Source organism: Lysinibacillus capsici, assembly GCF_003367505.1.
Lineage (GTDB): Bacteria > Bacillota > Bacilli > Bacillales_A > Planococcaceae > Lysinibacillus > Lysinibacillus capsici.
On sequence record NZ_PXXX01000006.1, the window covers coordinates 77,616 to 91,305 of the forward strand.

The following is a 13,690-nucleotide window of genomic DNA, read 5'->3' on the forward strand; positions in this document are numbered from 1 at the left end:
ATGAAATGAAATTGACAATAAAAAAAGCCAGATATAAAATAATTACATACTGTTTAGTATCGTAAAATTCAATGATTAACTTACTATTTTTTCCAAATGGGGGTGTATCTATAATGGCAAGAACTCGGGAATTTGATGAGGCAAAAGTGTTAGAGGCAGCAATGCAATTATTTTGGGAGAAGGGATATGAAGCAACTTCTTTAAGTGATCTTACTACTAGAATGGGGATTCAGCGTCCTAGTATTTATTCAACGTTTGGGGATAAAAAGGAACTATTTGAAGCGGCCCTTCGTAGATATACGACAACTCGCGCATCCGAAATACGGACTAAACTTCAAAGTTATGCCTCTGTAAAACAGGCGTTTTCTATATTTTTTGAAGATGTGATTACTGCTGAATATACAAAAGATCTTAGTAATGGCTGTTTTTGTATCAATACAATGGTTGAATTAGCTCCACATGATGAGAAGTTCGAGATTTTGACAAGAGAGCATCAACTCTATCTATCAGTAATTTTTCAGGAGACAATTGAACGGGGAATTCAATCAGGAGAACTAGAGGCGAACACGGATTCAAAGTCTTTAGCGCAAGCATTAATTGTTGCGTTAATAGGGTTAACAGTTATGCTGAAATCGCAGCCACAACGCTCGTTTGTTGATAACGCCATTGCAACGACGCTGACATTACTTAAATAATAAGGCAATACCCCTTTAGCACTGCTAAAGGGGTATTGAAAAAATAAGAAAAAAATGCACAAATTTAGTTTATAAAACATAGGATGAATTTATAATTCCTTACAAGCCCATGCGTCAATCTCAACCTTTAAAGCTGGCGTAGCGAGTGCAACGACATACATTAATGTTGTGCATGGAAGATGTTCCCCCAAGAAGTCACTGATAATTTCCTTACGTTGAATAGCATCCATATCCCCCACTAAATAAAAGACGAGCTTTGTAATATCTTGAACCTCCATATCGGCACTATCTAGATTTCTTTTAATATTTTCAAGTGCTATCTTCAATTGAGCTATTGCATCTTCAGGTATAGATCCATCAGCTATCATGCCAATTTGTCCTGATAATGTTAACCATCTCTGAGGTCCCGTCACCTCAATTTGATGAACATAAGGAGCAACGGGTGGATGAATGTTCTGAGGGTTTCTCGCAATTTTCATAGAATCAGTCCTTGTCTCTGTTTAATTTATATCTCTAATCAAAATAGCATAAAGTAATAGTTGATAAAAGTTCTATACAAATACCATTATAAAAGAACATACAAATTGGATATGCTGGTTTAAAGGGTTATAATAGATTTATAGAATTTTGGCTAATACGCTGGTAAAGCTTTCACAAAGGATAAGAGTATCGACTTTTTAATTTGACAAGACATACAATTCACTTCAACCCCGCCTTAGGTTTTATACAGACACTTCTAAAAGAAACATACATTTCGTCTTATTTTGAAGGTAGATGGCTATACTCATTAAATGAGAGGGAAATTTTTACATAAGAATGATGCGTATTGTTATAAATCAATTTTATAGTGTAGCCCTAGGTAGCAGAGGCAGCGAGGCCGTTTTGTAGAAGGAGTGAATAAATGAATAATTTCTTTCGGAGTAATGGATTTAAGCGTTTTATTATTCTAGTCGGGATTGCTCTTGCATTATATTTAATGCGTAGTATGATCAATCTAATTTTACTTACGTTTATTATTACTTATTTGATGAACCAGCTTACTACGAAGACAACGAAAAGCATAAGAAAATATACGCCGATGAATGAAAAAGCTGTGACGGTAACATTATACCTTTTACTTGTTGCGGGTATTGTAGCTGTTATTTACAAATATTTACCAATTGTGACCCAGCAGATCACACAGCTTTTCGACCTCATTGCAAGTTTTAATCTCGATCCAGATGACAATGAGATTGCGAGATACTTAGCACCGACTTTTGAGAAAATAGAGCTCGGGAAATATTTAGAGCAAGGTGTGGATTTAACTCTTAAAAATATTACGAATATTGGTAAAATCATTATGCAAATATTGATTTCTCTAATTTTGAGTTTATTCATCTTGTTAGAAAAGAATCGTATTATTGAGTTTACAGCTAAGTTTAAGGATAGTAAAATTGGGCCGCTTTACGATGAGCTTCATTATTTCTCAAGAATATTCATCCGCTCATTTGGTAAAGTAATTGAAGCACAATTTATTATTGCTGCTGTTAACTGTGTGTTATCCGTCATTGCCCTTTCTATTATGGGCTTCCCACATTTGATTGCACTTGGGATTATGCTCTTTATTTTAGGCTTAGTTCCAGTCGCGGGAGTTATCATCTCATTAATACCATTAAGTATTATCGCATATAGCATTGGTGGCTTGATGTACATCGTCTATATTTTAGTTATTGTCATGGTTTTACATGCCATTGAAGCTTACTTCTTAAATCCAAAGCTTATGTCTGCCAAAACAGATTTACCGATTTTCTATACGTTTATGGTCATTCTCTTTTCTGAGCATTTCCTTGGTGTATGGGGACTAATCATAGGTATTCCACTATTTATGTTCATGCTTGATATTCTAGGTGTAACCTCCTCGGAAGACCCTGCGAAGAAATCGGTAAAGGTACACACTGAAAAACAAATGGAATAGTTCCAAACAAAGGAATCATCTACATATATGATGATTCCTTATTTAATGCACAAGAGGTGTTTATATTGATAAAAGGTCAACAGGTCTATTTAAGAGAAATACGTGAAGATGATAGTGATAGTATTATAAGATGCTTTCAAAATGAAGAAATCATGTATATGACAGGAACACGGAATATTTTAACAAAGGAACAAATCAAAGAGGCGATCAAACGCTTTAAAGCAGATTCTTCTCGCTATGATTTTGCTATTTGTTTAGTTGATAATGATCAGGTAATTGGTGATTTGGCGATTATGGAGGTTGATTTAGATAATAAAAAGGCAGTGTTCCGTATAGCTTTACATAATATAGAGAATTGTGGCAGAGGTATGGGTTCAGAAGCAGTTAGGCTTGCTCAAAGATTTACATTTGAGGAGCTAAATCTGAATCGCTTAGAATTACAGGTATATTCACACAATAGTAGAGCAATTAAATCCTATGAAAAGGTCGGCTTTAAAAAAGAAGGTGTTTTGAGGCAGGCCTTGTTTATGAATAATACATTTTCTGATGAAATCATTATGAGTCTGTTGCGTGATGAGTATATGAAAATTCAAAAGTAGAAATTTAACCAGCACAGATTTTTGTGTTGGTTTTTTTTCTGAACACAAGTATAATTGGTAAAAATTTCTGTGTGTGAAGGACAGAAATAGTGTTGAAACTTTCATAGCTGTATTTTTAGTTAAAATGCATTCTAAATCTGATATAGCAAAACTAATTAAGAGACCCAAAATCATCTTGTTGTTGTAAAACAATTATTTTTTGCAGGCATAAAGGAGAGATGGTAAATGAAAATACAATATCCTACTTTAAAAACGCCTCTTACGATTGGCGTGACAGCACCCTCTAGTGGAGTCGAACAGCATCTTCATCTATTAATAACAGAAGCTGAAAAACAATTAATACAAAGAGGAATGAAAGTTATTATTGGAAATACTACCTGGACGCAGCTTAAAGGTAGAAGTACAACAAAAGAAAAGCGAGTCTCTGAACTTATGGACTATTTATTAGATGAGCGAATAGATATCGTCATGCCACCGTGGGGAGGCAGTTTTCTAATGGAGTTATTACCTTTAATCGATTGGGACGAATTAAAAAAAGCGGGACCCAAATGGATATTAGGGTATTCAGATATTAGTACTTTATCTTTTGTATACACAACCATGACGGGGTACGCATCCGCACATGGGGTGAATTTTACTGAATTATCTGCACCTCAATGGGATGAACTTTCTTCTAAATGGATAGACGTAATTACATGTAAGACTGGTCATTCAATAACTCAAAGCTCTTCTCACTATTTTCAATCGAGCTGGGAGCAAGTTTATAAAAATCCTGCTACAGGATTTTATTTTGACAGTGAAACCGAATGGAAAGTTCTAAACCAAGAGCGTAGTAATCGTATGACAGGTAGGTTGATAGGTGGCTGTTTAAATACATTGCAAATTCTTATAGGTACGCCCTTCGATTACGTTCAATCATTTATTAACGAATATTGCTCTGAGGAAGGAACAATATGGTATTTAGAAAGTGTTGGTATGGATGCGGCAAAAATCTACCGAGCTTTGTGGCAATTAAAGTATAATGGTTGGTTCAATAAATGTAATGGTGTTCTAATCGGGCGAGCAGGACTATATGAAAATCTAGGGGACTTTACATTGGTGGATGCATTAAGGGATATTTTTGACGAGATGGGAATACCAGTTTTCTATGAAGTAGATATTGGACATGTCCCCCCTCAATTAATTCTAGTGAATGGAGCAGTTGGGGAAGTAATAGTAGAAGAAGGAAGAGGTACGCTAAAAATGCAATTTTGTTAGGCAAACATATTAAAAGGGGACCTTGATGAAGTCCCCTTTCATTTAAGCATGGTCAGGAGATGAAAGGGTTCTTGGATTTTTCCTAATGAACAAGTAAATAAGCAATGCTGTAATTCCTTCTGCTACTGGGAAGGTCCACCAAATAGCCTGCGAGCCAAGTATCTTGGGTAGTATGATGAGAGTAGGGATAAATAAGATAATACTACGTAGTAACATAATTGTTGTAGCAATACGAATTTTTTCAATGGATTGAAAGAATTCTGCGAACACCATGTTGATCCCTAAAAATACATAGCCAATGGCAAAATGTACAAAGCCCTGTGCTGCCATACTCCGAATTTCAAATGAGCTATCTCCAAATAACGCCATTAATTGAGAAGGGAAAAGAAGAGCTATAAGAGCTGTTGTTAATCCTAAAATAAATGCGGTAGCTAAACCGATTTTCAATAAAGCAGTTAATCTTTCAAGTAATCTTGCCCCGTGGTGATAGCTTACTAATGGTTGTAGAGCCATACCGACTCCAAGGAAAATAGTCAGCAAGACAGTATGGATATAATTGACCATTGCATAGGCAGTAACGCCATTCGCACCTAAATAATGTAAAAATGTAACGTTATACAAAATAACGATAACTGCAACGGAAGCTTCAACAATAAAGCTAGGTAAACCTATAGCAAAAATTTTTTTCAAATCTGATAGATTTAAAAATGAAGTGACAAATTTTAACTCAGATTGAGGACGGAAAAAATGAAGACATAGCACAGACGTACCTATAATTGTAGCTATTGCTGTCGCTAAGGCACAGCCAGTCACGCCATAATCTAGTACGAAGATGAAAACATAATTTAAGAGTATATTCAAAGCCGATGTTGTAATTAAGCCCAGCATAGCCAATTTTGGGTTGCCATCATTCCGAATAAAAATACTTAATAAATTTTCAATTGTGTAAAATATCCCAAAGAGCAAAATTACATGTAAATATTCCTGCACATACGGATACGTATCATCGCTCGCTCCGAATATATAAGAAATGTCCTTTAGATTTAACGCGAGAAATCCAATAATCGTTATCACAACCACTAGCATTGTAGAAAACGCCAATGTAAATAGTTGATGGGCACGTTGCTTATTGCCCTCTCCTAGAGAAATCGAGAAAAGAGTAGCTCCTCCCATGCCAATCCATAGAGAAATAGAAAGCAAAATAGAGAAAATAGGAACAGCTATATTAACTCCAGCTAAAGCTGTAGGTCCCACGCCATGACTAACGAAAATGCCATCTACCAATATATTGACGGACATTAAAAGCATCCCGATCATTGCAGGGAATAAGTATGATAAAAATAATGGTTTCAGTGGCTTTGTTTCAATTGGATTAATGGTTGTCATAACCATGCACCTCCAAAACCATCACTTTTTCCCCTTTATCATCTAGCTCACCATTAAATATAAAACCAAATTGTTTATACAGCTGGATAGCTACAGTGTTATTGTCATAAACACTTAAATATATCTGAAGACAGTTGAACTTTACTGTTAAATATTGAATAAGTTGCTGTAAAAAATGTTTTCCCAAACCTTGTCCTTGGTATTGTTCTGCAATTAGATAGCGATCAAGCCATACTCGTTGACTGTAATCATCATGAGGGAATAAGCCGTACATAGCGAAGCCTATAGCGGTGTTATCTTTATACAGACCTAAAGGCGTAAAGCGTCGATCCATTTCCGCCTCTGCTAAGCATTGTTCTGTAGATTCAATAAAATGTTGCTGATTGTCAGCGATGCGTAATGCTAAAATTTCTTTCTTGTTAAAAGCTGTAATGTCACGAATCTCCGTGAACATAATGTCAAAACCTTTCTATTTTTATTTTGAATAGGTACAATCTAAAGTATATAGTAACTATATAGTCAAGGGAGGAAACTCAAAAAATGCTTAATAAAAATGTAAAGTATTTTACAACTGGTGAATTTGCTAAATTATGTAAGGTGAATAAACAGACACTTATTTATTATGATCAAATTGGTTTATTATCTCCCATCATGAAAGATAGTAAGGATTATAGGTATTATTCACTTGCTCAATATGATTTTTTCGGTGTTATTGAATTATTAAAGGCAGTGGGGATGTCCTTAAAGGATATTCAGCATTATATGGCAGAGAAATCACCTGAAAATTTTTTAGAATTGATGCACCAACAAAAAGAGCATGTTGCGAAGAAGCGTAGAGAACTAGAAATGATTGAGAATATTATTGATGTCAAAATCAAAATGACAGAGGAAGCACTGCATCTAAATTTTAAGGACATCACGATTGAGTATTTTCCTGAAGATACATTATATTTGAGTAAAAATATTGAGAATTCTACAGAAGAGCAGTTTGTGAAGGCTGTATCTGACTTTATTGAGGAATTGGATCGCTCTCAATTAGATACGGGGTATCCCATTGGAGGGATAACAAGAAGAGAGCAAGTGTTAGCTGGGAATTACGATAACTATAGTTATTTGTATATTGAGCAGCCTCATCCAAGAGAAGGGCATCCTTATTTTAAGGCGATAGAAGGTGAATTTGTGATTGGTTATCATGTAGGCCCCTCCTCAAAACTTGGTGAGACATACACACGGTTATTTAATGTCATGCATGAAAAGGGTTATGAGCTAGGTCAGTATGTATACGAGGAATACATTTATGATGCCGTAATGAAAAATCGAGAAGAAGAATATGTAACCAAAATTATGATGGAAGTAAAGAAAGTAAAATAATTCATTAAGACGTAATAGAAAAGAATGAATATAGCTGAGACATTTATCATATACGAAGGTTTAGATGGCAGTAAAATAATAGCATTTTGTCATTCTGTTTAAAGTTAGCCTAATCAGTAAATGATTTCCTGACGATAAATAAGAAGTATGACATCACATGAGCCTTATATGGAGGTTAGAGACAATGTGGATTGAGCGTTGGAATCATTTAGTAGAGCGATTGAAGCAGCAGGGAGCTTGTGTACATCCGATTGAAATGCGGCCAGTCGCTACCGAGCAAGAGTTACAGCAGGTTGAGGAAAGACTTGGTGTACAAATCCCTAATGGGTTTCGTCAACTGTTGCAAAATTGCTCAAAGCAAGTAAGTATTTATTGGTCATTACCAGATGAGGCGATACTTCCCACTGAATTGCTAGATACGCCTTCTGGTGAATTTGGCTGGAGCCTAAAAGCTCTAGACTTTCCTTACTTTGGAGAGAATGATGAATCGTATGAACAGCAATATTTACAATTTTTTACGGCCGGTAATGGAGATGCCCTTCTCCTTAAGCTTGACGACGAAACGGTTTGGTATTGGAGCCATGAAGAAGATGAGCTTGATTTGCTTGCTGCCAGCTTTCATTCGTACGTTGATAATATGACGGCTTTAGGCTGTATTGGCGTAGATTGCGGACAGCATCGTCAATTTTGTAGTGAAAATGGATTGGATATTGAATTGTATCGCTCACAATTATGGCTAACTTGGCTAGAACAATATTTAAGCTCTAATTTACAGCAGGCTCAATCCAGCTTAGCATCTTTACTTCATTATGTTTCCATGCATGGTGTGAAAAAAACAAGCGTGCAGGAGGCATTTTTGCATTTTGATGGAGTACAGGTGTATCAGGCTCTTCGACATAAGTTAGAGCGAGCTCAATCTCAATCAGAACAAAAGGCGTGGAGTGAAATTTTAGTCAAGATATGTCCGAGAGAAGCGGGAAATTGGGCGAGAGAACTTTGGCAAGGACAGAATGACGTACCTGACTGGCTGCGTGATTATGTAACAGTACATTGTTTGCCAGTTAATGAAGGACAATCTTTTATCTTAATGGATATCGAAAAAGATAGAATTGATGCCTATACGGCCCTATATCGACTACGCCAATTTCACCATCCAAATATTATAGACTGGATGAGATCCTATGTCACGTTTCCTATTGATGGGTGGGATACACTTTTAGCTGAGTCACAACCAAGTGCAGAGACATTATACGAGTGGTTAAATGGCAACGAAGTAGAGAGGCTAACATCCATCCGAGCTGTTTGTCAGATGATGCAGCGGGGAATTACACCAACAACTATGATAGACGAAGAAAAATGGCGTCCTTTGCTGGCGTATTGGGTTGAACATGAGGTGCTACGGAAAAATAAACAGCTGTTTAGCCAAGCGCTTAGTTGTTTGGAAAATTGGTTATTAAAATGCTATATGCGACTAAGGAGAGAGTAGATTGAACCATTTTACGATATTCGCTTCCAAAAATGATACAGATGATATTCAGGATAAACTATCCGATGTATTGGCAAAAAGCTTCATTATTGAAAAAGTTGAAAACGAATATTTATTAAAATCAAGAGGTTTATTTAATAAATATAGATGCTCCATAAATATTTTAACTGAAGATACGCACCCTGATTATTTTGTAAAAAATATACCTGGGATGATGGGCTTTTACGATAAAATTCCATTTAAAGATGAACAGCTAAAAGAACGCATAATGATTCAAATATCAGTGCTCAATACTGTCGTTGCAATCGAAATGAACAAAGAGATGACAGAAGACCATATGCAGCAATTTATAAAATTACTAGCAAGCATAGGGGGGATTGGTTTCCTATCAGATGGTACTTTGCTGGATCAGAACGGTATGGTTATTGTTTATCCTAATGGAGAATCAGGTCCATCTGATTTTCAACCACATGCTTGTACAAGAAAGATACATGCACAAGAGGTCACATCAGCACAGGGAGAGGCACGAAAAATTAGAACGATAGCCTTTTTAAAAGAGAAGAACATACCTTATGCGGCATCGCTTCCTCAGCTACCACCAGTAGAAAATCTTCAATTTAAAAGCCAAGAGGATATTGCAAGAAGAGCAGTTGCCCTATTGATTGTTATTCAATTCGCTTGTGATGTAGCACAGAAGGGTGATATTGAGGAGTCTAGAGAGTTCTTTACCAATATGCTACACACATATGAGGTGCATGAATTTTTAACGGAGCATGAAAAATTCTTTCTTGAGGCTCAGCATCCTGGTGCTCAAGAAGCGGTCAATATATCATGGCAATATGAAGCCTATTGGACACTTATTTGGGCATTGGGACTTGTGGAAGAGCTAAATTTCCCTGACGATGTATGTGATTGTGAATATGCAATTCAAGTAGTTTCTCGTTGCGAGACATTTGAGCAATTTTATGGTCAAACGGTACTGCGCAGTAAGGAAGATATAGTGGATGAGGCGGATAAAATTTACAGATTACATTGGGCTTGTGTAGATAGCCGCATCAATGGACAAGAAGCTCCTTTAGCATTAAATGAAAGTGTTGTGATGGAAAGACGGAGAGGCTTATTTTGGATGATTGGATATCAAGGCGAAGAATGGGATACTATATCGATGGATACTTAAAATAATAGCAAACTAGGAAATCTAGTTTGCTATTGTTTAATAAGAGAGATTATTTGATATAAGTTGGTTTATTCACCTGATCTATTAAAAGTATACCATCGTATTGTTCGCGCGGAACAAGACTTTCCTGTATCATTCCCCAACTATAGGATAAGCGTGGTTCAAACATCCATGAGTTGCCTCGTTCATTTTGTCGATTGCGTAAATCGATGAATGTGTAAGGTTTATTTGTTGAAGACAGAATATCTTCAATAGATCCTTTGACAGGAGGTAAAACAGGCATAGGTTCTCCCATATTATTAGCTGTCTCTCCACTAGTCATGTATAGACCTAATACATAGCTATATTTCTTATAGATATCAGGTAAACGTTCCCCCATTAATTTAACTGGGTAAGGAGATCCCATTACATCCGATTGTGCTTTACGAATATGATCGTTATGAGCCCATACAATAAACTTTTCTGTTGGGTACACCTCTTCAGCTAACCAAAGTAAGTTCTCCATCATCGCTTGATCTCGCCATTCCATAGTTTGCAAAAATGATTCTATATTATTTTGTTCAATGTCGATATTGGACTGAATTGTTAACTCTATATATTCGTCTGCTAGTCGAATACGATCTGCTAGAGTGCGATCCATTAGTTTTACAATATGAGGCTCTTTTGGATAAGCTGCCTGTAGCTCTTTTTCTTTGAATTGTATTTGTGATTGTACCTGTTTATATACATCAATTATAGTAGCCTTTACTTTTTGATAGCCCTTCAAATCTTTTCCCGAGCTCCATTCAGCAAGTTGCTTCTCAGCTTCATTGAATTGCTGAGCCAACTTAGGGTTTTGCAGCCAATCTCCATTCGTAAATGCTCCTTGCTGTTGAATATCGAAGCCAGTAAGTACAAGAGGTTGCTCTGTTGCTTGAGTCGATTTTGCATAGTCAAACAGAGGCAAAGTTTCTTTTGTCCACCAAACGCCGAAAATGGCATCCTTCATTGTTTGTAGAGCTGCTTGTTTATCAATTTGTCCTTGAGCATTCATCACATTACCCATACCACTTTCAAAGGCAAGGACATTATAGCCCATATCTTGATGTAAAAATTGTATTAAACGTGTTTTCGCTAGATTGAATTGCGCCACCCCATGAGAGCTTTCCCCTAAAAAGACAATACGTTTATCATGTAATAAAGGTTTTAGCATCTCTAAATCGTCAAATTTGTTAGCGGGAATTTTTTGTCCGTCAAACGTTTCAGGCTGGATGGATGACAGGCTGTATGCATGGTCATTCGCCCATTTTTTCCAATCAAGTAATGTTTCATTAGAAGTCCTAGCTTGTTTGACAGCAGAATCGTTTTTAATAATCTGCTCATTTACAGGGACAGCAGCAGAGACATTTACTACTCCACTTACTGTCATTAAACTTGCCAGTGCAAAACTTAATAAAACCTTATGTTTCCTAGCTTTCCTCATTAATTATCAGCCCTTCACTTTATATTGATACTAATTATAGAAAGGCAAGTTTAAAGTTTAGGAAGAATTTGTTTAAAATTAGTTTAAATTTAGTATGTAAAAAAGAAAAACACCTCCAATTGATGGAGATGTTGGAATGCTATTTATAGTGATACGTACTTGCTCTTACATGGTTACGTTGAATTTGGTTAAACCATGCACGATCCTTTTCTTCTTGTTTTAATGTCCCAACAATGGAGGAAGAGCAGCTCACGCAAATTTTAGCTTGCGTAATCTGTCCACATCGTTCGCATGGAGCCCCTAAATTAGGAAAAATGGAGTTCTTTAATTTTCCTGCTTTTACCCATTTGTAAAGCAGCTCAGATGATACGCCTGTTAGAGCGACAACTTCTTCGTTTGTTAGGTAGCGATTATTTTTTCTTAATAAAAAATGATGTAGCTCTGAAAATATATCCTCTTCTCTCACATCAATTTTCTTTTGAAATAGCAACATAATTAATCATCTCCTCGTCCCATTAATTAATGATTTCATTAATTGTTATGGGTTGTTCGTCATATTTATAATTTTCCCAACGATTGCGTGCAAGCTTGCGATATTTTGGCGAAACATTTCGATCAGCGATTAAGCGTGAAAATCCTTTTTTTGCTTCAGGAATATCACCAAGTCGAAGGCTTAATTCAGCATGTAAAAACTGAATTCTCTCTCCACCTTCTTGATTAGAGGCAAAGGATTTACTATAAAAGTCTCTAGCTGCAAAAAGATAACGCTTTTCGGATTCTTCGTCCTTTTTTAATCGATAGAGCCAAGCAATTTTTAAAGCGAAATTCGCCATTAAAAGAGATTCTTCCATTGATGCACGGGATACTAAATAGGCGAGCTTAAAACTGATAATGGCATCATCAATTGTACGTTCCTGACAGATATCCATAGGTTTCTGGAGCTCTTTAATGTATAGTTCATCAATGAGTAGCATGAAAGGTCCATATGTCCGTGTCATAGATTTATGGTAGGCATAACCACAATGTGGACATACGGCAACTTCATATAGCAAAGGGTTTAGGCCATCGTAAACAGGCATGAAATCAGTCTGTTCTTCGATAATTTTATATCGATTAGGGCGAACTTTATATGTTGTAAACTGCTTTTTACAAAATTTACAATCCACACTACTTTCATAGTAGTAAATGTTAAATGCCATAAGAATCAACTCCTTTGCGTGCACTAAAATTTTATTTCTTTTGTTCTATTTATACGTAAGATTTTATCGATCAATGTATTTAAGATATTATCTTTTATTTTAACAATTTTGTGTTCTTTGGTATACTCCTTTAGAATTATTAAATAAAAATATTCAAGGAATTTTTAGTTAAATATTATTATAAATACGCTTGTAATAGTTTTTATCGGTGGTGCAAAAGGAAGTTATATAGTTTGCTTAAAGTTTGTCAAAATACTTTCACATGTTTCATGGGAGAAAAATTATAAATGGTTCTAAATGACTATAAAGGAGGTGCTCAAAATGAAGTATAATATCGTGTTTTTTGATGTAGACGGCACATTGATTAATTACGAGGATGGCTGTGTGGAAGAAAGTACAAAACAAGCTATTCAGCTATTGCAAGAAAAAGGAATCCATCTTGTAGCGGCTACTGGAAGACCCTTATCTATGTGCTATGAGTTAAAAGCGCTGGGGATTGAAACCTTTATTACTGCAAATGGGGCCTATGTGAAACATAAGGATCTTGTCATACATAAAACTCCGATTGCCAAAGAAATTGTCCGCAATGTACAGGCATTTGCACAGGAACAGCAGCATAGCCTAACATTTTTTACAGAGCAGCTATCCATGAATAGCATACAAAGTCCAGTAGCTTTAAGAGCGATGCAAGAAACTTTATCTTTACGGGATTTTCCACTTATAAATGAAAAAATTGTAGATGAAGAGGTTTTTCTCATGTGTCTATATGCGGATGAGCTGGCTGAAAAAAGATATACTAGCCAGTTTTCGAATATATTTTTACAGCGTTGGCATCCTTATATTGTGAATGTATTACAGCAGGATGTTTCGAAGTCTATAGCTATTAAAGCGGTGCTTGATCATTTCAATATTGACCCTAAGAATGCGATTGCCTTTGGGGATGGGGATAATGATGTTGACATGTTGGAATATGTAGGAGTAGGAATTGCCATGGGAAATGGTAGTAAAGCTCTAAAAAGTGTTGCGAATTTTGTTACAAAGACATCTACAGATGGCGGTATCAATTTTGCTTTACGTCAGCTTCAAGTCATTTAGAGCGCTGAG

At 36.0% G+C, this 13,690-nt stretch carries 14 protein-coding genes; 8 read left to right on the forward strand and 6 right to left on the reverse strand.

Annotated elements, in window-relative coordinates; translation table 11 throughout:
- The first annotated feature begins 113 nt into the window (after positions 1-113).
- A complete protein-coding gene (locus C7B89_RS02505) occupies positions 114-695 on the forward strand; it encodes a TetR/AcrR family transcriptional regulator (protein WP_048394004.1) in 582 nt (193 codons plus the stop codon).
- A gap of 89 nt (positions 696-784) precedes the next feature.
- Here the strand turns inward: C7B89_RS02505 and C7B89_RS02510 are convergent, their stop codons facing one another.
- Positions 785-1,174 (reverse strand): RidA family protein, encoded by a 390-nt coding sequence (locus tag C7B89_RS02510; RefSeq protein ID WP_054549691.1) that lies wholly within the window; start codon positions 1,172-1,174, stop codon positions 785-787.
- Between the two features lie 422 nt (positions 1,175-1,596).
- Between C7B89_RS02510 and C7B89_RS02515 the strand changes: the two genes are divergently transcribed.
- From C7B89_RS02515 to C7B89_RS02525, 3 genes are all read left to right on the forward strand, one after another.
- The gene (locus C7B89_RS02515) at positions 1,597-2,649 is read left to right on the forward strand and encodes an AI-2E family transporter (protein WP_115673118.1); all 1,053 of its coding nucleotides are present in this window, start codon (positions 1,597-1,599) and stop codon (positions 2,647-2,649) included.
- 65 nt (positions 2,650-2,714) lie between these two features.
- Positions 2,715-3,248 carry a GNAT family N-acetyltransferase gene (locus C7B89_RS02520; RefSeq protein WP_048394011.1) on the forward strand — a complete coding sequence of 178 codons (534 nt, stop codon included), beginning with the start codon at positions 2,715-2,717 and terminating at the stop codon, positions 3,246-3,248.
- Positions 3,249-3,473: 225 nt separating this feature from the next.
- A complete protein-coding gene (locus tag C7B89_RS02525; protein ID WP_115673119.1) occupies positions 3,474-4,505 on the forward strand; it encodes a S66 family peptidase in 1,032 nt (343 codons plus the stop codon).
- Between the two features lie 42 nt (positions 4,506-4,547).
- Here the strand turns inward: C7B89_RS02525 and C7B89_RS02530 are convergent, their stop codons facing one another.
- Positions 4,548-5,891, reverse strand: coding sequence for an MATE family efflux transporter (locus C7B89_RS02530; RefSeq protein WP_048394015.1), 1,344 nt, complete (start codon positions 5,889-5,891; stop codon positions 4,548-4,550).
- Positions 5,878-6,345, reverse strand: a complete 468-nt coding sequence (locus tag C7B89_RS02535) for a GNAT family N-acetyltransferase (RefSeq protein ID WP_115673120.1) — start codon at positions 6,343-6,345, stop codon at positions 5,878-5,880. Before C7B89_RS02535 ends, C7B89_RS02530 begins: the two co-directional genes overlap by 14 nt.
- 86 nt (positions 6,346-6,431) lie before the next feature.
- Here C7B89_RS02535 and C7B89_RS02540 point away from each other — a divergent pair, with 86 nt between their 5' ends.
- The 3 genes from C7B89_RS02540 (at position 6,432) to C7B89_RS02550 (ending at position 9,925) form a co-directional block, all read left to right on the forward strand.
- Positions 6,432-7,262: a MerR family transcriptional regulator gene (locus C7B89_RS02540; protein ID WP_009370580.1), complete on the forward strand. Its 831-nt coding sequence runs from the start codon at positions 6,432-6,434 to the stop codon at positions 7,260-7,262.
- Between the two features lie 184 nt (positions 7,263-7,446).
- Positions 7,447-8,748, forward strand: a complete 1,302-nt coding sequence (locus tag C7B89_RS02545) for an SMI1/KNR4 family protein (RefSeq protein WP_115673121.1) — start codon at positions 7,447-7,449, stop codon at positions 8,746-8,748.
- Between the two features lies 1 nt (position 8,749).
- Entirely contained in the window at positions 8,750-9,925 is a 1,176-nt protein-coding gene (locus tag C7B89_RS02550) for a DUF4272 domain-containing protein (protein ID WP_115673122.1), read from the forward strand.
- Between the two features lie 49 nt (positions 9,926-9,974).
- Here C7B89_RS02550 and C7B89_RS02555 read toward each other — a convergent pair whose 3' ends face one another.
- The 3 genes from C7B89_RS02555 to C7B89_RS02565 form a co-directional block, all read right to left on the reverse strand.
- The gene (locus C7B89_RS02555; protein WP_112116832.1) at positions 9,975-11,387 is read right to left on the reverse strand and encodes an erythromycin esterase family protein; all 1,413 of its coding nucleotides are present in this window, start codon (positions 11,385-11,387) and stop codon (positions 9,975-9,977) included.
- Between the two features lie 139 nt (positions 11,388-11,526).
- Positions 11,527-11,880, reverse strand: a complete 354-nt coding sequence (locus C7B89_RS02560) for a hypothetical protein (RefSeq protein ID WP_016993423.1) — start codon at positions 11,878-11,880, stop codon at positions 11,527-11,529.
- A gap of 22 nt (positions 11,881-11,902) precedes the next feature.
- Positions 11,903-12,586, reverse strand: a complete 684-nt coding sequence (locus C7B89_RS02565) for a DUF2225 domain-containing protein (RefSeq protein WP_016993422.1) — start codon at positions 12,584-12,586, stop codon at positions 11,903-11,905.
- Between the two features lie 321 nt (positions 12,587-12,907).
- Between C7B89_RS02565 and C7B89_RS02570 the strand changes: the two genes are divergently transcribed.
- Positions 12,908-13,681 carry a Cof-type HAD-IIB family hydrolase gene (locus tag C7B89_RS02570; protein WP_048394023.1) on the forward strand — a complete coding sequence of 258 codons (774 nt, stop codon included), beginning with the start codon at positions 12,908-12,910 and terminating at the stop codon, positions 13,679-13,681.
- Positions 13,682-13,690: the final 9 nt, after the last annotated feature.